Source organism: Parabacteroides sp. ASF519 (genome assembly GCF_000364265.2).
GTDB lineage: Bacteria > Bacteroidota > Bacteroidia > Bacteroidales > Tannerellaceae > Parabacteroides > Parabacteroides goldsteinii.
In genome coordinates, this window is record NZ_AQFV02000006.1 from 3783264 (window position 1) to 3805352 (window position 22089).

The 22089-nt window shown below is 44.1% G+C and carries 17 protein-coding genes; 9 read left to right on the plus strand and 8 right to left on the minus strand.

All coding sequences use genetic code 11. From position 1 onward, the window contains the following. Nucleotides 1-4 precede the first annotated feature (4 nt). Nucleotides 5-1297: a TolC family protein gene (locus tag C825_RS14850; protein ID WP_010803043.1), complete on the plus strand. Its 1293-nt coding sequence runs from the start codon at nucleotides 5-7 to the stop codon at nucleotides 1295-1297. A 62-nt stretch (nucleotides 1298-1359) separates the two neighbouring features. Here the strand turns inward: C825_RS14850 and C825_RS14855 are convergent, their stop codons facing one another. The 3 genes from C825_RS14855 to C825_RS14865 form a co-directional block, all read right to left on the minus strand. Beyond that, entirely contained in the window at nucleotides 1360-3744 is a 2385-nt protein-coding gene (locus C825_RS14855; protein ID WP_010803044.1) for a response regulator, read from the minus strand. A 132-nt stretch (nucleotides 3745-3876) separates the two neighbouring features. Continuing rightward, nucleotides 3877-4758, minus strand: a complete 882-nt coding sequence (locus C825_RS14860) for a helix-turn-helix domain-containing protein (RefSeq protein ID WP_010803045.1) — start codon at nucleotides 4756-4758, stop codon at nucleotides 3877-3879. Nucleotides 4759-5050: 292 nt separating this feature from the next. Beyond that, complete coding sequence (locus tag C825_RS14865) at nucleotides 5051-5503, minus strand: NanQ anomerase/TabA/YiaL family protein (protein ID WP_010803046.1); 453 nt, start codon at nucleotides 5501-5503, stop codon at nucleotides 5051-5053. A 205-nt stretch (nucleotides 5504-5708) separates the two neighbouring features. Between C825_RS14865 and C825_RS14870 the strand changes: the two genes are divergently transcribed. From C825_RS14870 to trhA, 3 genes are read left to right on the plus strand one after another with little or no spacing between them, the layout of a single operon-like run. Next, nucleotides 5709-7919, plus strand: a complete 2211-nt coding sequence (locus C825_RS14870; protein WP_010803047.1) for a heavy metal translocating P-type ATPase — start codon at nucleotides 5709-5711, stop codon at nucleotides 7917-7919. 19 nt (nucleotides 7920-7938) lie between these two features. After that, nucleotides 7939-8145 (plus strand): heavy-metal-associated domain-containing protein, encoded by a 207-nt coding sequence (locus C825_RS14875; RefSeq protein ID WP_007656928.1) that lies wholly within the window; start codon nucleotides 7939-7941, stop codon nucleotides 8143-8145. Between the two features lie 6 nt (nucleotides 8146-8151). Continuing rightward, a complete protein-coding gene (trhA, locus tag C825_RS14880) occupies nucleotides 8152-8811 on the plus strand; it encodes a PAQR family membrane homeostasis protein TrhA (protein WP_010803048.1) in 660 nt (219 codons plus the stop codon). Nucleotides 8812-8887: 76 nt separating this feature from the next. On the opposite strand, the gene C825_RS14885 is transcribed toward trhA, so the two are convergent. From C825_RS14885 to C825_RS14905, 5 genes are all read right to left on the minus strand, one after another. Continuing rightward, complete coding sequence (locus C825_RS14885) at nucleotides 8888-10207, minus strand: TldD/PmbA family protein (protein WP_007656926.1); 1320 nt, start codon at nucleotides 10205-10207, stop codon at nucleotides 8888-8890. A gap of 1 nt (nucleotide 10208) precedes the next feature. Next, nucleotides 10209-11741, minus strand: coding sequence for a TldD/PmbA family protein (locus tag C825_RS14890; RefSeq protein WP_007656925.1), 1533 nt, complete (start codon nucleotides 11739-11741; stop codon nucleotides 10209-10211). A 6-nt stretch (nucleotides 11742-11747) separates the two neighbouring features. Continuing rightward, the gene (locus C825_RS14895; protein ID WP_010803049.1) at nucleotides 11748-12989 is read right to left on the minus strand and encodes an anaerobic sulfatase-maturation protein; all 1242 of its coding nucleotides are present in this window, start codon (nucleotides 12987-12989) and stop codon (nucleotides 11748-11750) included. Between the two features lie 199 nt (nucleotides 12990-13188). After that, on the minus strand, nucleotides 13189-14202 hold the full coding sequence (locus C825_RS14900) for an N-acetylmuramoyl-L-alanine amidase family protein (protein WP_010803050.1): 1014 nt from the start codon (nucleotides 14200-14202) through the stop codon (nucleotides 13189-13191). A gap of 463 nt (nucleotides 14203-14665) precedes the next feature. Then, nucleotides 14666-15490 carry an exodeoxyribonuclease X C-terminal domain-containing protein gene (locus tag C825_RS14905; protein WP_010803051.1) on the minus strand — a complete coding sequence of 275 codons (825 nt, stop codon included), beginning with the start codon at nucleotides 15488-15490 and terminating at the stop codon, nucleotides 14666-14668. Nucleotides 15491-15684: 194 nt separating this feature from the next. Here C825_RS14905 and sucC point away from each other — a divergent pair, with 194 nt between their 5' ends. The 5 genes from sucC to C825_RS14930 are packed head-to-tail and all read left to right on the plus strand — an operon-like array spanning nucleotide 15685 to nucleotide 22072. Next, complete coding sequence (sucC, locus tag C825_RS14910; RefSeq protein WP_010803052.1) at nucleotides 15685-16824, plus strand: ADP-forming succinate--CoA ligase subunit beta; 1140 nt, start codon at nucleotides 15685-15687, stop codon at nucleotides 16822-16824. A 13-nt stretch (nucleotides 16825-16837) separates the two neighbouring features. Continuing rightward, nucleotides 16838-17701 (plus strand): succinate--CoA ligase subunit alpha, encoded by an 864-nt coding sequence (gene sucD, locus C825_RS14915; protein WP_010803053.1) that lies wholly within the window; start codon nucleotides 16838-16840, stop codon nucleotides 17699-17701. 40 nt (nucleotides 17702-17741) lie between these two features. Further along, complete coding sequence (locus C825_RS14920; protein WP_010803054.1) at nucleotides 17742-19190, plus strand: SGNH/GDSL hydrolase family protein; 1449 nt, start codon at nucleotides 17742-17744, stop codon at nucleotides 19188-19190. After that, nucleotides 19165-20553 carry a GDSL-type esterase/lipase family protein gene (locus tag C825_RS14925; protein ID WP_010803055.1) on the plus strand — a complete coding sequence of 463 codons (1389 nt, stop codon included), beginning with the start codon at nucleotides 19165-19167 and terminating at the stop codon, nucleotides 20551-20553. The genes C825_RS14920 and C825_RS14925 overlap by 26 nt, the downstream gene beginning before the upstream one ends. Further along, nucleotides 20543-22072 carry an MBOAT family O-acyltransferase gene (locus tag C825_RS14930; RefSeq protein WP_010803056.1) on the plus strand — a complete coding sequence of 510 codons (1530 nt, stop codon included), beginning with the start codon at nucleotides 20543-20545 and terminating at the stop codon, nucleotides 22070-22072. Before C825_RS14925 ends, C825_RS14930 begins: the two co-directional genes overlap by 11 nt. Nucleotides 22073-22089 lie beyond the last annotated feature (17 nt).

A 22089-nucleotide genomic window follows, 5' to 3' on the forward strand; every position in this document is an offset into this window, starting at 1 on the left:
GAATATGTCTGGAAAAAAGATAATATATGTTTTAGGCAATCTCCTTTGTCTTTTGCTGGTACCGGCTTTATCTGTCGAAGCCCAGCGTAGTTTGACACTGGAAGAATGCAGCCAACTGGCATTGGAGAATAATGCCCGGATGAAGAACGCCCGTTTAGATGTCAAAGGAGCGGAAGAAGTGCGTAAAGAGGCTTTCACGAAATATTTTCCATCTATAAGTGCGACGGGAGGCGCTTTTACCTCTGACAATGGAATGGCAGAGTTGGCACTGGTTCCCGGTCTGTTAGAAATGACAATGGCAAAGAACGGTGTTATGGGAGGAGTAACGGCTGTCCAGCCGGTTTTTGCAGGAGGACAGATACTTAATAATAACAAACTGGCTGCCCTGGCGGTGGAAGTGAGCCGTTATCAGATGAAACAATCGGAGAATGAAGTATTGCTGACTGTCGAACAGTATTACTGGCTGCACGTTTCTTTGCAGGAAAAGAGAAAAACGGTTTCCTTACTGGAAACATTAATCGACAACTTGTATAAGGATGTGGAAGTTTCCGTTCGTGCTGGTGTGGCGAACAGGAATGAACTGTTACAGGTTCAACTGAAAAAGAACAGCATAGCCAGTGACCGGCTGAAAGTAGATAATAATTTACGTTTGTCGAAAATGTTGTTGTCTCAGTATATCGGACTGCCGGAAGATGATTTCACCGTTCAGGCAACTTTGCAGGAGCCTCTGCCTTCGCCGGAGACTTACCGGATAGACTTGATGAGTGCCTTGCCGACGACTGTTGCCTATAAACTGCTTGATAAGAATGTGGAAGCCAGCCGTCTGCAATATAAATTGAAAGTCGGTCAGAACCTGCCGTCGGTAGGAATAGGAGCCGGCTATATGTATCATAATATTCTGGATACCGATCATTCTTTCGGGATGATTTTTGCTACGGTTTCTGTCCCCTTAACCGATTGGTGGGGCGGTTCGCATGCTATCAGGAAGCAGAAGTTGCAATTGAAAGCGGCTGAATATACACGGCAGGATACCAATGAGAAACTTCTTTTGCAGATGCAAAAACTCTGGAATGAATTGGAAGAGGCCTATAAACAGGCAAAGATATCGGAAGAATCGGTAAAAACGGCAGAAGAAAATGTGCGTCTGAGTACAGATTATTATCAGGTAGGGACAGAGACATTGAGCGATTTGCTGAATGCCCAGTCTTTACTACAACAGAGTAGAGACCAATATACGGACGATTATACCAATTACCTGATTAAACGGACGGAATATTTACAGGCAACCGGACGGTAAATAAGAGAGTTGTATTATTAACGTTAGGGAAGCTAAAACCCGGTTAGCTTCCCTAACGTTTTCTATTGTAAATACTTATTGAGGACTCCCATTAGTGCCGCCAGGTCGATGGGTTTTGCCAGATGATAGTTCATACCAGCTTTGATTGCATTTGTCACATCTTCTGAAAAGGCGTTGGCGGTCATGGCTACAATTGGTATGTTACGTATATCGGCACGTTTCAGTGAACGTATTTGACGGGTCGCTTCATAGCCATCCATTACCGGCATCTGGATATCCATCAGTATCATCTGATAGAAGCCTTCAGCCGACTGCGAAACGATATTTACTGCATCGAGACCATTTACCGCCGTGTCAATGGATACACCGGTACTTCCGATGATTTCAACGGCAATCTCCCGGTTTAACTCATTGTCTTCCACTAACAAGATGCGTTTGCCGGAATAGTCGGCATCCGACAGTTTGAACTGGCTGACCGGCTCCGGTTGTTCCCCCTCAAAAAGGAAACGTTTCAGAATCTGGAATAATTTTGATTTGTAGAGGGGCTTGGTTATGAAACCATTGGCTTTTGCAGCTTTGGCCTCTGCTTCATATTCTTCAATATCGTATGCGGAAAGAATGATTATCGGAACATCTGTCCCAACAATATTCCTGATTTGCCGTGTTGTTTCTATGCCGTTCATTTCCGGCATTTTCAGGTCAATAATGACTGCAAAGTAGTTGTTTGCTTCTGCATACCGTTTCCGGACGTAGGTTATGGCTTCATTTCCGGAACATACCCAGTCACTTTTTATTCCGATTTCCTGCAAGCAACTGCAAGTACTTTGGCATGCAATCTTATCATCGTCGACAACAAGCACTTCCAATCCGTCTATTCTTATTTTCTCATCCGGAACCTGTTCGCAATGACGTAATGGCATGTTGATTGTAAAGCGGGAACCTTTGCTGTATTCGCTTTCCACTTTAATGTCGCCCCCCATCATCTTTACGATTTTATGACTGATTGCCATCCCGAGTCCGGTCCCCTGTATATTCTTGATACCATTGTCGCTGGCACGTTCGAACGGCAAAAAGATTTTGTCAAGAAATTCGGGTTTCATTCCTCTTCCGTTATCTTCAAAGACAAATTCGTAGTCACCGAACCCATCCCAGGTTACTTTTTCGTTGATGTCTATGGTGATTTGCCCATTTTCCTGTGTATATTTGACTGCATTGGAGAGGATATTCATCAGTACCTGCTTGATGCGTTGTATATCGCCCGTCACATTTTCATGCTTTAACCCTTTTACATGGATATCGAGTGTCTGCTGCTTATTTTTAATTTCAGACTGCATCATGACGACGAGGTCTTGTAGAAGTTCTCCTATGTTGAATTCATCTTCAGACAAAATCAGCCGGCCACTTTCTATCTTCGACATATCCAATACTTCATTAATCAGGCTAAGTAACAATTTGGATGCTCCGTTGATTTTTTCCATACAGTCAAGTAGCCGTTCCCGTTCATCTACATGTGCTTTGGCAATGGCTGTCATTCCAATGATAGCGTTCATGGGAGTTCGGATATCATGACTCATGCGGGCAAGGAAATCTGATTTAGCCTGATTGGCTTTTTCGGCAGAATCGAGTGCCTCTTTTAATTGCTCGGATTGTTCCTGAAGTTTTTTTTGTAATTCGCGTTGTTCGGTAATATCGGTGATATCGATAAATACAATCAGATAGATTGGTTCATCTCCTTCCCAGCCAATACATTCCCCATTCAGTTGTAACCAGGAATCGTTATCGTTCTTGTCTTTCGACTGGATAACAAAATGCACTGGTTTCCCTTTTTGCATAAATGCTACATGTTCTTTCAGTACTTCCCGGCTTTTTTCGTTCAGACGGGAGAAGGGGGAGAAAAAAGGATATTCTCCTTTACTAACCCCCGCGAACTCCATATATTTATCATTTGCATCCAGCAGTGTAAAACTTCCGTCACGGCCAATCTTGTTCTTTGAGATAAAACCCGGGAGATTTTCGTAAGCGATTGTTTGTTCCTGTTTGGCCTGCATTATATCTTCAATATCGGTCATTACCGTGTAGGATATTGGAATCCCGTCCTGAATCTGGTCGGTGAATGTAGCCGTCAGTTTTGTCCATCTTTCACCTCCTTTTACAGGCATTTTCATAATAGCCTCGTAGCCGTTGGAGTTATTGGCTATTGCTTCATACACTTTCTGTCCCAATATATTCCATGCTTCTTCATGACCTTTAAAATATAAGTCAGGTTGGTTATGGAAAAGATTCTCATACTCTTCCTTCGGATAACCTATCAAATCATAATAGAAATCGTTTGCCCATAAGAGGGTGAAGTGCTCATCCAGTAAATGTTTGCTTACGCTGACTCCCATGAGACTCATCAGCAAACTGTATTCGATATTTGTTCCTGATTGTATGATATTTCTCTCCATAATGTCTTTATTTTAGCACCAATAAATTATGATTTGTATAGCTTTACAAAGTAAAGGCTATCGGAGTGAATATGCGTGATATATTTTTGGGATAATATGTTCTGTTTTTTATTCTTATAAAAAGAAATCATATTAATCAATATCTTTTTGATAATTGGAATATGTATATAGTTTTCCTCTATATTCCTGAGGTGTTATTCCTACATGATGGCGAAAAAATTTATTGAAAAATGATAAATTGGTGAAACCTAACTCCATTGCTATGTTTTTAATTTCCTGGTTTGTTCCTTTCAGTTGTACTTTGGCGTCTATGATTATTATTTGTGTCAGTACTTCAAGGGGAGTTTGCCCGATAGCTTTTTTTATGCAGGTGGAGAAATAGGAGAGTGTCAACCCTAAACGGTCTGCATAGAATGTAACATTACGTTCTGTTGTATAATATTGCAGGGCGAGATTTATAAAATCCTGATAAATCTCTGTATAGCGGTTGAGTTCCTGTTTCTCTAAAAAGTGGTTACTATCGTATAATTCTATAATTCCCTGACTGCACATTGTGAAAATTGCTTTTATCATTTCCTTGTTGTTCGATATATTGGGATAAACGGCGTACTGATATAAAAGCTCATAAAAGCTGGCAATCAGATTCGATATTTTTTGAGAGATAGGAATAACCGGATGTCTGTAAATAATAGATAAACAACTCATTGTACTTCTTAAGAAATTTGCATAACTCATAAAATCAGAAGAAAAAGCTGCAAAATAGATTAGAATGTCATCAGACATTTCATGTACCTGAATATAACTGTTGGGAGTTAGTGTAATTATGTTGGACTTGGTTGTTTTGTATTCTGCCAGATTGATGGTCGAGCAGACATACCCTTCCATGCAAAGAATGAAGACGCCTGCTTTAATCTTACAGGGAACATTCATAAGGTGTTTAAGTTCGTCAGCAGAAACATATTTGCCAACCATAAAATCAGTGGGAGAATCAAGACAGATTATTTGCTCATCCATGCTGTGAGATTTATTTTGAAATCAAATATAGATAATATTTGAAACACAAATGTTATGAGAGAAAAAATAGAACATATAAAACAAAAGATTTGTTTGTTTGCTGCAATTAATCGTTACGGATTAAATTATTGATGGCAGGCTTAATTTCTTGTAAAGGGATTGGATAATCTTAATTTGCTTTGGCGATAAATACTTTTCTGAAATGTAGAGAGAATAAAGAAGCCGGTATTTCCTTATAAGAATGTTACTTTCTTGTTTTAAAGAAGATACCGGCCTTTGTTGTATCAGGCAATTATTCTTCGACTTGTACTTTAACAATCACTTTGCGGATATTTCCTTCTCCGATACCGGGTGCATGGCCGTCTTCCGGAAAATAGATGGCGAACTGCCCGGGATAGATTTTTGTATAGGCAGTCGGGCGGTCAACGAAGAAAGCGATGTCTTTCTCTTCGTTATAAGGCACGGAAACTTCCTGTAATTCGCATCCCGGTTTCCAACCGATTTTTTCAACACCTAGAAGGGGAAGCTGGATGTCGATATATTTCTTGTGTGTCTCGATTGCGGCATCGTTTTTATCTTTGCCGGATAAACTGGCTACGCTGACAAACAGGCGGGAGCCGTCCAATTCGTATTTGCCGTCTTCCATTTTGGAGAAGTCAGTAGCTTTTACATAATCAAAAGCTTTTTTAAACAAAGGGTGCAAGCATTCAACCTTTTCTGTGTTATTCAAGGAGTCAAGTATCATAACTGTATTCGTTTTATAAATTCATTCGTTAATTCGTCTGACAAAGGTCGGGTATTCGATTGTTAAATAATAGGACAAATATACCAAATAAAACTATTAAATTCGTACATATCTTAATGAGCGTAATGAAATTCCGCAACTTTGTTGCAACTGATTTATTCGTATCTTTGTTCTACAATAGAATCGGTATAAAATAAACATAATAATGAAAGATGTAGAAAGTAAGGTACTGCCCGTCCTTGAGATGAGTTGTGCGGTTTGTGCCAATAACGTGGAGGGTACCGTCAAAGCACTTCCCGGAGTAGAAGAGGCATCTGTTAATTTTGCAGCGAATACATTATCAGTTATATACCATCCTTCGGTAATCAGTTTACAGAAAATGCAGGAAGCCGTACAGGCTGCCGGATATGATTTGGTGGTTGAGGCCGAAGACCCGCTGGCCGTACAGGAAGAGATGGCGCGTAAACATTATAAGAAACTGAAGCGGAATACAATCGGAGCGTGGATATTATCAGTGCCTTTGGCTTTATTGGGGATGGTGTTTATGCACATGCCCTACGCCAACTGGATAATGATGGTGCTGGCATTGGCTATTATGGTTCTGTTCGGGCGGTCGTTTTATGTGAACGGTGTGCGCCATGCGCTGCAAAAGAGTGCCAATATGGATACTTTGGTGGCCCTCAGTACTTCCATTGCTTTTATATTCAGTTTCTTCAATACGGTTTATCCGCAGTTCTGGATTGAAAAGGGATTGGAGCCGCATGTGTATTATGAAGCCTCGGGGGTGATTATCGCCTTTGTGCTGTTGGGCAAGTTGATGGAGGAGAGGGCGAAGAACAGTACTTCTTCTGCTATTAAAAGCCTGATGGGATTACAGCCTAAAACGGCCCGTCTCGTAACTGACGGAAAAGAGGAGGAAGTTCCTATCTCTTCTTTGAAAAGGGGAAATATTGTAAGTGTTCGTCCCGGTGAGAAAATACCGGTGGACGGAACTTTGCTGCAAGGCTCTTCTTCCGTAGATGAAAGCATGCTGAGCGGGGAACCGATTCCTGTGGAGAAAGTTGCCGGCGACCGGGTATTGGCCGGAACAATCAACCAAAAAGGTGCTTTTACGATGGAGGCGACCGGAGTCGGGAATGAAACAGTTTTGGCGCAAATCGTCAAGATGGTGCAGGCTGCCCAGGGAAGTAAAGCACCTGTGCAACGTATAGTTGACAAAATAAGCGGTATATTTGTCCCGGTAGTCGTTCTCCTGTCTATCATAACGTTTATCTGCTGGATGGTGATTGGCGGCGAGGATTATTTCTCTTATGCCCTTCTTTCAGCTGTTTCAGTATTGGTGATAGCCTGTCCGTGTGCGCTTGGGCTGGCAACTCCGACGGCACTGATGGTCGGGATGGGAAAAGGAGCCGAACGGCATATCCTGATAAAAGATGCTTATGCATTGGAGACTCTTTGTAAAGTCGATACGATTGTACTGGATAAGACGGGGACATTGACGGAAGGGATTCCGGTTGTCGTCGATTCCTGCTGGTTGACAGAATCGAATGTCTGTTATCTGGATATTCTCTATACTGCTGAATTGAAATCGGAGCATCCGCTGGCGTCTGCCATTATCCGTTGGCTGGAAGATTCGGGAGCCTCTACGTGTGAAGCCGGAGATTTTGAAAGTCTTACCGGCCGGGGAATCCGGATGGAAGTCAATGGTGTTACTTACTGGGGTGGAAGCCATGGATTGTTGGAGGTATTTGGTTCGGAGATACCGGATGACACAATGAAACAGATACGTCAATGGCAGGACAACGGAATAAGTGTCGTTTATTATGGCGAAGGTAACCGTTTGCTGGCTGTACTGGCTATTTCAGACCGCATCAAACCGACATCGGCTGCGGCTGTAAAGACCCTGACGGATATGGGAATAGAAGTGCATTTGTTGACAGGCGACGGTGTGAAGACGGCGGAAAGAGTGGCTGATACTTTAGGTATAAAATATTTTAAGGCCGAAGTGATGCCTGATGATAAGGAAGAATATATCATGGCTCTTCAAAAGTTAGGAAAGAAAGTTGCTATGGTAGGCGACGGTATAAACGACTCGCAGGCACTGGCTCGTGCCGATGTGAGCATTGCGATGGGAAAAGGGACGGATATTGCGATGGATGTAGCGATGGTGACATTGATAACATCTGATTTGTTATTGTTACCGGAAGCAATCAAATTGTCGAAACGAACGGTGCGGCTGATTCATCAGAATCTGTTTTGGGCCTTTATTTACAACCTGATAGGAATACCTTTGGCGGCCGGCGTTTTGTTCCCGGTAAACGGGTTGTTATTGAATCCGATGCTGGCAAGTGCGGCGATGGCTTTCAGTTCCGTTTCTGTGGTGCTTAACAGCTTGAGACTGAAATTTATGAAGTAATAGTATAAACAAAAAGATTATGGCAACAATGAAATTTAAAACAAACGCAAAATGCGGCGGCTGCGTGGCTGCTATCGGTGCTAAACTGAATAAGTTGGTGAAGGAAGATGAATGGTCTGTCGACCTGAAATCGCCGGATAAGGTTTTGGAAGTAACAGCGGATGTTCCTGCTGATAAAATAATTGCAGCAGTAACAGATGCCGGCTTTAAGGCTGAACAATTGTAACCTGCAATGGTCAGGACCCAACAAAGACAAACTTATGGTGAAGAAGTAGCCAATGTGCTGACGCACGGTGCAGGAATGATTTTCGGGATAGTTGCTATCGTTTTATTACTGATAGCTTCTATCCGTAATGGAAATCCCTGGGCAGTGGGCAGTTCGGTGGTTTATGCGCTTAGCATGACGCTTTCGTATGTCACCTCTACATTTTATCATGCTTCGTCCCATGCGCGGCAGAAGAGATTACTGCGTCGTTTTGACCATAGTGCTATTTATCTACATATTGCAGGTACTTATACGCCTTTTACTTTGGTAGCGCTCCGGCAGGAAGGTTACTGGGGATGGTTATTATTTGCAATTGTATGGATTGCTGCCGTTATCGGCGTTTTTCTCAGTTTCAGGAAGATGAAAAAGACCGATCATCTGAAAACTACTTGTTATCTGGCAATGGGATGGGTGGTTATTATCGCTTTCAAACCTTTGGTTGATGTCTTTCAGCGGACGGATTCAATGGATGTGTTGTACTGGCTGATTGGCGGAGGATTGTTCTATACGGTAGGATGCGTTTTTTATTTTTTCGATACATATAAATATATGCATCCGATGTGGCATTTCTTCGTTCTAGGCGGTAGCGTCTGCCATTTTATTTCGATTTATTTATTGATAAGATAAAAGAAAAGGATATTGCATAAGTGTTTGACAGTTACGGTGTCAGCTGCTTTTGCAATATCCTTTTTCTGAATAAGTATTATAACCCGCTGAAATCAACGCCGTCGAAAAGTAATGACGGAATACGCCAGCTGGAGAACAGACGAGGGTCGTTTCCTACTTCTGTCAGATTAGTCCATAAAGCAATCATGTTTCCGGTTGCATTCATTTCTGAAATCGGCTGGGTCAATTTCCCTTTTTCGATAAGGAAGCCTTCCACGCCATACGAGAAATCGCCGGTTGTACTGTTGCAGTTACCTCCGTTGAAACCTGTAACGAGAATACCTTTATCTACTGAAGCGATAAGGCTGTCCGTATTTTTGTCGCCCATCTGCATGGTCAGGATGGAGGGGGAGGCAATAGTCGGCTTCACTTCCATCTTGTTGGCAGAATAGGTATCGATATAATAGGTCTTCAGTACTCCGTTTTCGAATACGGGCATCCGCTTGGTGGCAACACCTTCACCATCGAAATAACGGGCGCCGGATGCTTTGATAAGATGCGGCTCGTCTATGAGGGTTAGTTTGTCTCCCAATACTTTCTGGTCGAGCTTATCCAATAAGAAAGAGTTTTTCTGCTGGATAGAAGAACCGTATAAAGCATCGATAACAGGAGATAGCAAACGGCCGGAATTCATATTGTCGACAATCATGCGATATTTGCCGGAAGCCACTTTCTTTTGTCCCAGCTTGCGGAAAACACGTTCCAATGCCTTTGTACCCAATCCTTCCTTAATCATCGTATCGAAATACAAGGAAGAATCGTACCAGTAAGATTCGGGACGGGCATCGCCTTCGCCACGGATACTGACGCTGGCAACCAGGCTGAAAGAAGAACCGCAGGCTTCACCTTCGAAACCATTGCTGGCAACCATATATTTAAAGTCTTTCTCATCGCTGTAAGAAGAGTTGGCAGAAATAATACGGTCGTCTTTTCCCATCATTTCTTCACAGGTCTTCATGGCCAGCGATACTTTTTCGTCCGGCTGTATGGAGTCGAATTTCGGGTCAATCAGTTGCAGGTCGGCACCGTCTCCTTTGTAGTACAAGGAAGCGTCAGGCAATGTACGGGCCTTGTCTTCTGCCAGGTAACGGGTTGAATCGATTCCGTTGCGGATAAATTTTTCCAGTTCCTTTTTATCCAGGCGGTTGGTGGAGAAAGAACCGTAACGGCCATCGACAAACAGATGGATAACCAGACTGTTTTCAGAAGCCTGCTGTAAGCGGTCAATCTTCATGTCCCGGATTTCGAATGAACTGCTGGAACCATTATACAGCGTTACCCGTGAGGACTGGCAACCGTTCTTTAATGCGAACTCCATGGCCCACTGGGCCAGTTTCTTATTATCGTTAGTTATCATATCAATTTTCTCCTCCTACAGTAAGTTTACTAACCAGAGCAGATGGCATACCGCAAGTTACCGGACAGGATTGTCCGTCTTTGCCGCATGTCCATGTGCCGTTATCCATCTTATAATTGTTGCCCACCATGGTGATGTCGGCTAAGGCTTTCGGACCGTTACCGATGATGTTGATATCTTTGATCGGCTGTGTCAGTTTTCCGTCTTCAATCAGATAGCCGTCTTTTACAAAGAATGTAAAGTCGCCTGCACCGATCTGTACCTGCCCGTTGGTAAAGCTGGAGGCATAGATACCTTTCTTTACAGTTGAAATCATCTCTTCTTCCGTCACGTTTCCAGCCTCCATATAAGTGGCACGCATACGGGGGATAGGCATCTGGCGGAACGACTCTCGACGTCCATTGCCTGTAGAAGGGATACCATAATGTTTCGCACTGATGCGGTCGTGCAGATAACTCGTCAGGATACCTTCTTTCACGATATATGTCTTTTGTCCTTCCACACCTTCGTCGTCAATATTCACGGAACCACGGTTGAACGGGATTGTACCGTCGTCAACCACATTGATGTGTTCGTTGCAGACTTTCTTATTCAGCTGGTCGGAGAAAATGGACGTGTTCTTGCGGTTGAAGTCGGCTTCAAACGCATGTCCGATGGCTTCGTGCAACAGGATACCTGAACCACCGGCCCCCATCACGACAGGCATTTCGCCGCCTTTGGGTTTCACGGCCTGGAAGAGGATTGACGTTTTTTCTACCGCCTCTTTTGCTACTTCGGCTATGATTTCGTCGGTCAGGAACTCGGCACCCATACGGAATGCGCGGGAAGCGTAAGAGTTTTCAATCTTACCGTTGTCTTCCATGATGCAGACGGCGCCCAGGGTTACCATCGGACGATAATCGTAATATGTTTGTCCTTCTGAATTACAGAAAAAGATGTGCGATGTCGTATCTCCGAGAGAAGCCATTACCTTATGGACACGTTTGTCGAGTGCAAAAATCTGGTCGTTCAGTTTTTGCAGGTAAGGCGTTTTCTGGTTGACGGCAATCTCGTCCCAAGGTGTTTGCACACCATAATAATTATTGATAATCGGTTCTTCAGTCAGTTTGGCCGGTCCTTTTCCGGCAGCACCGTTAGCGATACGGGCAGCCGTACGAGCGGCTGTCAGCATCTCGTCGAGCGAGATATTTTCAACGTAGGCATAACCTGTCTGGTCTCCGGACAGGACGCGTACGCCCATTCCGAAATCTATGTTTGAAGAGGCGCGGTTTACCGCACCGTCTTGTAAACCGATGTTGTTACGGTAAGAATGTTCGAAGAAGAGGTCTGCATAATCTCCTCCTTTTTCCAGTGCTGCGTTCAGCACTTTTTTCATATCGCTTTCGCTTAAACCGAAATGGTTTAACGCAAACGAGATACCGGCAGCTTTATCAGCAGTACTACCGGCACAACCTTCTAAAAAAGAAGGAACTGCCAGTGAACCAAGCATAACCATACCTCCTGTTTTAATAAAATCACGTCTGTTGTATTTCATATTGTTTTATAAAATCTCTCTGTTCTCTTTTGCCCATTGCATCACGTTTGCGGGCGGACGCTGGGCCAATAATTCTTTTTTCATAAAATCCATATAGGGCGCTACGTGCCTGAAATATTTTTTGTAGCCCTTGCACAAATAGTTTAATCCCGGTTCGCCGCTGGCTGTATGCAGGAAGCGGTTTTTGGGACATTCTCCATTGCAGGCAAAGAGAAATTCACATTCTTTGCATTGCATCGGCAACTTGTCGTATTTATCAGCTCCGAACTTTAACTGGTTCTGGCTGTACATCATTTCTGTTAATGTCTGCGTGTAGATGTTGCCCAGTTTGTATTCGGGGAATACAAAGTGGTCGCACGCATAAAGGTCGCCATTGAATTCCATCACGCCGGCATGTCCGCATGTCCGGGCCAGGGTACATACGCCCGGCTGTTCTCCGACCCAGTTTGCCAGTGTGGCATCGAATAACTGGATATAGTAATTTCCCACATCTTCTTTTAGCCATTCATCAAAGATAGCACAAAGGAAATCACCCCATTTTTCGGAATCGACGGAGAAGGGGGCCAATTTTATATGGGCGTCCTGTTGTTCCGGCGAAGTCAGCGTTGTCCCGTCCGTGTGTTGTCCCAACCGTTCCACGATAGGGGCGAACTGGATATAATGACAATCTATTTCTTTGAAAAAGTTATAAAAATCAAGCGGATAATCGACATTGTAATCGTTTACGACTGCCATCGCATTGTATTCTACCTGATGTTTTTTTAGCAACTCGATTCCCTTCATCACTTTGTAGAAGGAGGGAAGGCCCTGGCGGTTCCGGCGGTATTCGTCGTGAAATTCCTGCGGACCGTCGATTGATATTCCAACCAGAAAGTTGTTTTCTTTGAAGAAACGGCACCAGTCGTCTGTCAGCAACGTTCCGTTTGTCTGGATGCAGTTGTCTATCTGCCTTCCACGGCCGTATTTCTGTTGAAGTTCGAGTGCTTTTTTGTAGAAACTTATCGGACGCATCAGTGTTTCGCCGCCGTGCCAGGTGAAGAGTACCTGAGGCATTGTCTGGCATTCCAGATAATCTTTGATGAATTTTTCCAGCAGTTGCTCGCTCATGATGTGATTCTTTACTTCCGGATACAATTTCCCTTTTTCCAGGTAATAACAGTACTCGCAGGCCAGGTTACAAACCGAACCTACCGGTTTCAACATCACATAAACGGGTTTTGCAAAAGGAGATATGTAAGAATTATTCATGGTGTTTTAAAACGATTCAACAATAATCTCACAAAGGTATATATTTTTATGGAATAACGGTTGTTCTTAAGGGGTAATAATTAGAAAAAATTGAGCTGTTCGATTATTGACCGGCTCATTTTCAAAAGAATGTTTGTATATATGTTTTGTCATTAAAACACCTATGTTTCAACAACGGTTGTCATATACCGTCTCCCGTTTATTTCAGTTTTTTCCTGTAATGTTTGTAATCGGTTATGAAACCTTCGCAGAGCCAGTTTGCTAAAGCCTGGCGGTTGTCGCTGAGAATGAAACGTTTCTGGTCGAAGCTATTTTGTATGTTGCCGAGTTCGACAAAAACGGAGGGAGGCGTTGTTTTTCTTAAAACATACAATCCGCGCTGGCCGACTGTCCCAGTGAATCCGCGGCCGGGCTGATGTCTGTTGTATTTGTGCTCGAAAGTCGATTTCATTGTCTTTGACAGGTGTTTGCTTTCCGAATTTTTGTCTTGATAATAGAAGAAAACATCAGTCTGGTGACTTTTACTGCGGCTGTCGATATGCATGAAGATGGCGCGTTTGTATACTTCTTTGTCTTTCTTGAATAAAGAGTTGATTTTATCGCACCGCTGTTCAAGACGGCGGAACTGGTTAAATGGTATCGGGTCTCCCATGCAGGTTTCGCGTTTGCTGTTTTTCAGGAATTTGTCGTTGCGGATACCGTCTTTGGCATCCTGGATGATGATGTGCACTTTGGCGCCCCGCATCAACAGGTTACGGGCCAGGCGGAGCATGACGTCGTAAGCATATTCGTCTTCGTGAAGTTCTACATTGCCCATTTTACCGATGGCTCCGGGGTCGGGACCGCCGTGTCCGCTCACCAGATAAAAGCAGCAGCCTTTCAACTCGGAGGATGTGACTTTGTATTCGGCCATTTCCTTGCCGAATAAGGGCTCGTAATTAGGTTTCCTTGCCACGGTAGCCGCTGCCCCCTTTAATGGCGGCAATTGGTATTTAACGCCCATTTTCAGGCTATTCCCATTACCGAGTTTAGTCTTGTTCAGTTTTACGAACTCATCATGATACTCTTTTCCGACACGGTTATGGCGTTTCAGAAAAAGGGTGATGCCTTCTCCCTTTTTGGGAAATGCTTTCTCTTGGGCAAAGAGAGTGCCGTTGAAAATAAAGAGTGCAACGAATACAGATAGTACGAGCGTTATTTTTTTTGTAAACATGTTTTCCGGTTATAATGCGGTAAAGATAGGAAAAGCTGCTAAATAACAGAAATATCGGGAAAGAAAAAAAGACATTCGATTTTTTCCGCTCTCGCGCACGTGTTGTTGCTGTTGTTGTTACTTTACTATTCTTTACTTTACTTTGTGTACTTAAAGTCTGTTTTTGGGGAGTTTCGGACTCGGAAACTAGGGTTTCGGGAGAATTAACTATTGTTAAATTGATGCTATACTAATAATATACAGCGTGTTGAGTCTTTTTTTGTAAAAATGCCATTTTATATGTAAAATAAGTCATAATCATCTCTTCGCGTATTTTCTTCTCTATAATATATTTTCCTCCTAAAACAGGAAGAACGCCACATCCGGGAGAAAATAAATTTTCATCCGAATGAAATCGAAATTTCTCCCGGGTGAAATTAAAAATGGATTCGAATGGGATTTTTACCTGTCAAATGTTATTGTATTATTTTGTTTTTATATATCCCAACTTCGTATAACGGATATTCCGGGAAGTATAATGCTTGATTACTTTGGCCGAACGGATATGCATGATTTCTCCCGCCTGATAAGCATGGTCGGCATTACTTAACTTACCGCTTTCCAGGCTACGGTCGGATGCCCGGATGGTGAAGAAAAACAGATTGCCGGATTCATCAGAAGCAACAATTTTCTGGTCGACGTAGAAATGGGTGGTTCCCCGGACTGAACGGGTTTTGTACGGATTGTCTTCCACCTTGACCCGCCGGACGGAAAGATGCAAATCGTTTAATTTCTCATCTATCGTTCCGATAAAACGGCTGACAGGCACTTTGTGCATGCGGGAAGTGTTCAGGTCCTGATATACCCATGAATAGGTCGCTGCCAGTTCCTTGAAACGTCTTTCGCTTTGTACGCGTGCTTCATATTTGTTGGCAATCCAGGTGACATATTTAGGGTCGATGGCGGCCACTTCAAACAGATGATAACCATGGTATTTACCAAAAGAGATAATGTCGTCGGCATTATGTGAGATGGATTCCAGTCTCATTTTAACCGTCAGCCTGGCGAAAGAGTTGGCTGTCGTTTTCATCGCTTTTTCCACTGAATTTATAGCGTTCACATCCAGTGTGGAGAGAAAAACATTCGGATGAAATTCCGCTGCCGGGTTGTAGAACCAAAGTGTGTAATAAGCCGTTTTTTCATTCGGCAAAAGTATGAAATACACACCTTTATCTGTGTTTCTGCCTTCGTTAAACGTATTCAGTTTATCCAGGACAAATTGCTCAATATAACCTGAAATATTATCCATAACTCATCCTCCTCATATTCTTCCCTAACAAATATACGAAATAGGAACGAGTTTTCCTAATAAAAGTCCGGTTAATACAGGTTATTTCTCCTTTTATGCTGGAAAACAGCCGGATATATATGGTGACTTCAACAACTTCTTCATTTATTTATCTGTTATAAAATAGGAGTGAATACCACTAAATTATTTACCAGATGAAGATACACGAATATCAGGCGAAAAAATTCTTTTCAGACTATGCGATTCCAGTGGAACGGCACATTCTGTGTAACACGGCGCAAGAGGTTACGGCTGCTTTCAGTCAGCTGGGGAATGAAAAGGTAGCAATCAAGGCACAAGTATTGACCGGAGGAAGGGGAAAGGCAGGAGGTGTTAAACTGGCAGGCAATGCGGAAGAAGCATTGCAGCACGCCGAAGCGATTCTGGGCATGACGATTAAAGATTTCCCTGTCACCCGTGTGATTGTGAGCGAGGCGGTGAATATCCATCTTGAATATTATGTCAGTTTTGTTATCGACCGCAATTCCCGTTCAGTTGTCCTGATGATGAGTGCGGAAGGAGGGATGGATATTGAGGAAGTGGCTCGCCGGAGTCCCGAAAAGATATTTCATTTCCGGATCGACCCGCTTATCGGGATTCCGGATTATCTGGCACGCCGTTATGCCTTTACCTTGTTCGATAAGATAGCTCAGGTGAACCAGATGGCTGCGATTATCCGGAATATGTACCGGCTTTTTATCGAGAAAGATGCTTCTCTGGTTGAAATCAATCCGTTGGTTATGACGAAGGACGGAGTCTTGATGGCTATTGATGCCAAGATGACGTTCGATGATAACGCGTTATACCGCCAGCCTCGTGTCTTGGCACTGTTTGAACCGACAGAGGAAGAAAGGACGGAGGCGCAGGCGAAGGAAAAAGGTTTTAGTTATGTGCATCTGGGTGGCGAGATTGGTTGCATGGTGAACGGTGCCGGACTGGCGATGGCTACGATGGATATGATTAAATTGTATGGCGGAAACCCGGCTAATTTTCTGGATATAGGAGGAAGTTCGAATCCGGAAAAAGTGATTGAGGCAATGAAGCTACTTTTAAAAGATCCACAGGTAAAGGTTGTGCTGATAAATATTTTCGGAGGTATTACGCGTTGCGATGATGTTGCCTACGGGCTGCTGAAGGCTTTTGAGCAAATTGATACCGATATCCCTGTCGTTGTCCGTTTGACAGGCACAAATGAGAAGGAGGGGCGCGATTTGTTGCGCAACACTCGTTTCAAAGTTGCCGAAACAATGGGAGAAGCCACCCTGATGGCTGTTGAAGCATCACATAAACAATAAAAGAAAAGTTACCATGAGCATATTGATAAATAAATCGACCCGGCTGGTCGTGCAGGGAATAACCGGACGTGACGGCCTCTTCCACGCACTGAAAATGAAAGAATACGGAACCAATGTCGTAGGTGGTACCTCACCGGGCAAAGGCGGTACGGAAATCGAGCATATCCCGGTTTTCAATACGATGTACGATGCCGTACAGCAAACACAGGCTAACACTTCGATAATATTCGTTCCTGCCCGTTTTGCGGCAGACGCTATTATGGAAGTGGCCGATGCCGGGATTGAGTTGATTATCTGTATCACTGAAGGAATCCCGACCGTCGATGTCATAAAAGCCTATCGCTTTGTCCAACTGAAAGGGGCAAAGTTGATTGGGCCAAACTGTCCCGGATTGATTTCTCCGGGTGAAAGTCTGGTCGGAATCCTGCCGGGAAAGGTTTTCACGAAAGGTCATACAGGTGTGCTCAGCCGTAGCGGGACATTGACCTATGAGGTCGTTTATCATTTGACGGCCAACGGTATGGGGCAGTCTATCGCAGTAGGAATGGGAGGCGACCCTGTTGTCGGCCTCTATTTCCGCGAACTGCTGGAGATGTTCGAGAAGGATTCGGAAACGCATTCAATCGTGATAATCGGAGAGATTGGAGGAAATGCTGAGGAACTGGCTGCCGATTATATCCGTAAGCATGTCACCAAGCCGGTGGTCGGCTTTATTGCCGGCCAGTCTGCACCGCCGGGTAAGCAGATGGGACATGCCGGCGCTATTATTTCCGGAGGGGCCGGCACCGCAGTCGAAAAGATACGTGCATTGGAAGATGCAGGAATAAGGGTTGCCAGCGAACCATCTGAAATACCGCAACTTTTACGTTACAAATGAAACTTTATCCTTATCTTTGCACCTTCGTAAGAATGAGTAAATGAATAAGGAAGATAATTTCGGCAGGTTGCTGATGCTGTTACTTATAACGCTTTGCATCTGCCTGGGACTATATTATCTGCCGGACAACATGTTCGGCCAGAAAATAAAAAAGGTTGACTTACTTTCGGATTTACGGGTGAAAACGCAATCGTTGTCAATGGACTCGCTACGTAAACAGCTCGAACAACCGGATACGTTGGAAATAGATTCAGTAGCATTGCGCGATTCGATTATCCGTTCGACGGGGATTGATTCGACGGCATTGGTGTTACGCGATTCCCTGTATAATATAATGTATTCTGTCCAGGGGGCGGATTCGCTCGGTACGCATATCGAAGATTATTCGGTAGGCCATATCGGGTTGAAGCGTTTCTTTACAGCCTTGAAAAACCGGGAGACAATGAACCGACCGGTGCGTGTCGCTTTTCTGGGTGACTCGTTTATTGAGGGGGATATTGTCGTTGCCGACCTGCGTTCTGCCTTGCAGAAAGAGTTTGGCGGGCGCGGAGTGGGGTTTGTTCCTATTACTTCCGTGGCTGCACAGTTCCGTCCGACTATCGAACAGCGCTCGGAAGGATGGCACACCTGGTCAATGCTGACCGACCATGAACATGGGTATACGCTTTCCGGAATGATGTTTGAACCGAAAGGTGAAAAGGTATCCGTATCTGTCAAGACAACAAACCGTTATCCGGAGTTACAATCGGCTTCTTCACTGAAATTCCTATATGAACAGAATGCCCGAACCCGGATGAAACTGCATTATAACAATCAGCCGGATACAATCAATGAGTTATTGCCTGTCGTTTCGAAAATAACACAATATGAGCGGAAAGGGACATTTACAGAAGCTACTTTCTCTTTTACGGAGACGGAAGGTTTCCGTGCGTTGGGTGTCGCTCTGGAGGATAATTCAGGTGTTGTCGTTGATAATTACTCCCTGCGTGGTAATTCCGGTATGATATTGAACCGTCTGGATAGTTCGCTTTGCCGGAATCTGACCGAAGTCCGGCCATACGACCTGATTATTCTTCAGTATGGTTTGAATGTGGTAAGCGACAGCGTTTTACATTACGGCTGGTATAGCAAACGCATGGAAGAAGCGGTTCGCCATGTACAGGTTTGTTTCCCGGAGGCGGATATCTTGCTGTTAGGTGTTTCAGACCGTAGCCATCAGGAAGAGGGTGAGTTTGAAACGATGCCTGCCGTGCTTGCCTTGCTTCATACACAAAGGCAGATTGCCCGTAAAACAGGTATTCCGTTCTGGAATACGTTCGGTGCGATGGGGGGCGAGAACAGCATGGTCCGTTATGTTGAGAACAATTGGGCAAGCAAAGATTATACACATCTGAGTTTCAGAGGCGGGCGCGAAATAGCGACGGCTCTTTTTAATGCATTATTATTGGAAAAGGAGTTTTATGATGAAGCAGACAAAGTGGTTAATTAATTTGTCGGTTTTGTTGGCATTGCTCGCGATTACCGTAGGGGCGAAGAATCTTTCGCCTTCCCGCTCATCGTTTCAGGATGCAGGGGATGTGTTGTCCGATACGTTGACTGTGCCGGATACGATTGCCTTGCCTTTTGCTTCTTATCTTATGGGAGCCGTTGTCGACTCGATTCAGTTGCCGGCCTCCGACAGTTGCGTAAATGAATATGCTCCGTTGCATCATTTCTTTGCTGGACTCGATTCCTTGCGTGCGGGAAAAGATACGGTTATCACGATTGTGCAGCTGGGCGATTCGCATATACAGGCAGGACATTATAGCGGGCGCATGATGCGTCTCCTTCAACAGCAGTTCGGCAATGCCGGGCGTGGTTGGATTGCTCCCTTCAAACTGAGCAAGACGAACGAACCGGACGATTATTTCATTTCATCCGTAGCGAAGGAATGGATTGCCGGACGTTGTATCCAGAACAACCGGAAATGTCCGATTGGGCCGGGTGGTATCGGTATCCAGTCCGCGTCGCCATCCATCAATTTCGATATCAGCATAGCACCTAATAACGGTGCCGGATATTCTTTTAACCAGGCAGTCATTTACCGTGGGGAGAAGTCCATGCCGATGCTGCCGGCCGGAAAAATGAAAGATTCTGTCAGGACGGTATTAAGTACGGCGCCGTGTGCGCCGGGAGTGATTGCCGATACGTTCCGCATCTCTTGTCTCGTCGACACGTTGCAACTGCACAGTACGCGAAGGAAACAGGGGACGGATAACTTGCTTCCGGCTTCTTCTTTTAAGAACCTTTATTATGGTTTCAATCTGACCAACGAGCAACCGGGTATTTTGTATCATTCGATCGGTGTGAACGGTGCCATGTATGTAAATTATACAGACGAGAACTATGTCCGCCAGTTGGCTTTGCTGAATCCGTCACTGTTGATTATTTCTTTAGGAACGAACGAGACTTTCGGCCGGCGCTTTACCCGTAATGAATTTGCCGGGCAGATTGAAGATTTTATATCCTTAGTGAAAAAACAAATGCCGCATACGGCCATCTTGCTGACAACTCCTCCCGAATGTTATAAACGGGTGTATGTGAACAAGAAACGTACGTATGTGCGCAATGAAAATACAGAACGTGCAGCAAAGGCGATTGTCGAAGTGGCACGTCGCGAAGGTCTGGCATGCTGGGATTTGTTTGCTTCGACAGGAGGGAAAAACTCTTCTGCCAGATGGCGCAAGACCGGTTTAATGGGAAGAGACCGTGTTCATTTTACGAAAGAAGGCTATCAGGAGCAAGGCATTTTATTGTATCGTGCCCTGATGCAAACCTATAACCGATATATAGCAGATAACGATGTTCGATAATATAGATTTATCCAAGTTGGGAGAGGTGCTCACCTATCAACACCTGTCGCCGATACTGTTCAGTAGCGGGTTGTTCTTTTTCCTGTTTATAGGATTCCTGATTATTTATATGTCACTCAGGAAACATTTGCTGGCCCGTATTATATATGTAACGCTGTTTTCTATCTATTTTTATTATAAGAGTAGCGGATTCTGGTTTTTCCTGCTGTTATTTACTGCCACGTCAGATTTTTGTATTGCGCAGGGAATATTCCATACTACAACCCAATGGAAGCGTAAACTGTGGGTTGTTCTTAGTTTATGTATAAACCTCGGGATGCTGGGATATTTTAAGTATTTCAATTTCCTGTTGGATATGATTGCTTCGGTAACAAGGATGTTTGGTTACCAGTTTGGAAATACGGCCATGCAAAGCGTTACGTATCAGCCGATGGATATATTTCTGCCGGTCGGTATTTCTTTTTTCACGTTCCAGACAATCAGTTATGTCATTGATGTATACCGGGGGAAGATTACGCCGCTGACACGCTGGATAGATTATGTGTTTTATGTATCGTTCTTTCCGCAGTTAGTGGCAGGGCCTATCGTCCGTGCCCGTGACTTTATTCCGCAAATCTATAAGGAACCGACCGTCACCCGTTCCGAATTTGGCGAAGGATTGTTTCTGGTACTCTGTGGTTTGTTTAAGAAAACGGTGATTTCCGATTATATCAGCCTGAACTTTGTAGACCGTATTTTTGATGCGCCTTTGCTTTATACCGGTGTGGAAAATCTGCTGGGCGTTTATGGTTATGCTTTGCAGATTTATTGCGACTTTTCCGGTTATTCGGATATGGCGATTGGTATTGCTTTGCTTTTAGGTTTCCGGTTTAATGTAAACTTCGATTCACCTTACCAGTCGGCGACCATTACCGAATTCTGGCGGCGCTGGCATATATCTCTGTCTTCATGGCTGAAAGATTATCTGTATATTTCGTTGGGTGGGAACCGGAAAGGGAAAATCCGTACGTATATAAACCTGCTGATTACAATGTTGCTGGGTGGTCTCTGGCATGGTGCTTCGATGAGTTTTATCATTTGGGGAGCCATTCATGGAGTGGCGCTGGCGATTCATAAGTTTATAATGAGCCGGTTCAGCAGTTTCAAGCAACTAGGGTCTGAAATGAAGCCCTGGCGCAGGGTTTTGGGCATATTGATTACGTTTCATTTGGTTTGTTTCGGATGGATATTCTTCCGTGCCGATTCGATACGAACGGTGAAGGAGATGCTTTCGCAAATCTTTACAAACTTCCATCCGGAAGTATTTACACAATTTGTAGCGGGTTATAAAGGTGTTTTTATCCTGATGGTGATTGGTTATGTGCTTCACTTCATGCCTAAGTCGGCAGAGAATGCGGTGCAGGGAGTCGTAACCCGCTCTCCTTTGTTGGTGCAGGCTGTTATTCTGGCGGTTATGATTTTTGTTGTAGTGCAGTTCAAGAGTGCCGGTGTGCAGCCGTTTATCTATTTCCAGTTCTGATGTAAAGTAAATGTATA

Bases quoted from the DNA above. Each gene is read 5' to 3' on its own strand.
- C825_RS14930 (WP_010803056.1), top strand. From the start codon at position 20,543: ATGTTCGATAATATAGATTTATCCAAGTTGGGAGAGGTGCTCACCTAT.
- sucD (WP_010803053.1), top strand. From the start codon at position 16,838: ATGAGCATATTGATAAATAAATCGACCCGGCTGGTCGTGCAGGGAATA.
- C825_RS14865 (WP_010803046.1), bottom strand. From the start codon at position 5,503: ATGATACTTGACTCCTTGAATAACACAGAAAAGGTTGAATGCTTGCAC.
- C825_RS14900 (WP_010803050.1), bottom strand. From the start codon at position 14,202: ATGTTTACAAAAAAAATAACGCTCGTACTATCTGTATTCGTTGCACTC.
- C825_RS14850 (WP_010803043.1), top strand. From the start codon at position 5: ATGTCTGGAAAAAAGATAATATATGTTTTAGGCAATCTCCTTTGTCTT.
- C825_RS14920 (WP_010803054.1), top strand. From the start codon at position 17,742: ATGAATAAGGAAGATAATTTCGGCAGGTTGCTGATGCTGTTACTTATA.
- trhA (WP_010803048.1), top strand. From the start codon at position 8,152: ATGGTCAGGACCCAACAAAGACAAACTTATGGTGAAGAAGTAGCCAAT.
- C825_RS14895 (WP_010803049.1), bottom strand. From the start codon at position 12,989: ATGAATAATTCTTACATATCTCCTTTTGCAAAACCCGTTTATGTGATG.
- C825_RS14855 (WP_010803044.1), bottom strand. From the start codon at position 3,744: ATGGAGAGAAATATCATACAATCAGGAACAAATATCGAATACAGTTTG.
- C825_RS14860 (WP_010803045.1), bottom strand. From the start codon at position 4,758: ATGGATGAGCAAATAATCTGTCTTGATTCTCCCACTGATTTTATGGTT.
- C825_RS14905 (WP_010803051.1), bottom strand. From the start codon at position 15,490: ATGGATAATATTTCAGGTTATATTGAGCAATTTGTCCTGGATAAACTG.
- C825_RS14875 (WP_007656928.1), top strand. From the start codon at position 7,939: ATGGCAACAATGAAATTTAAAACAAACGCAAAATGCGGCGGCTGCGTG.
- C825_RS14870 (WP_010803047.1), top strand. From the start codon at position 5,709: ATGAAAGATGTAGAAAGTAAGGTACTGCCCGTCCTTGAGATGAGTTGT.
- C825_RS14885 (WP_007656926.1), bottom strand. From the start codon at position 10,207: ATGATAACTAACGATAATAAGAAACTGGCCCAGTGGGCCATGGAGTTC.
- C825_RS14925 (WP_010803055.1), top strand. From the start codon at position 19,165: ATGAAGCAGACAAAGTGGTTAATTAATTTGTCGGTTTTGTTGGCATTG.
- sucC (WP_010803052.1), top strand. From the start codon at position 15,685: ATGAAGATACACGAATATCAGGCGAAAAAATTCTTTTCAGACTATGCG.
- C825_RS14890 (WP_007656925.1), bottom strand. From the start codon at position 11,741: ATGAAATACAACAGACGTGATTTTATTAAAACAGGAGGTATGGTTATG.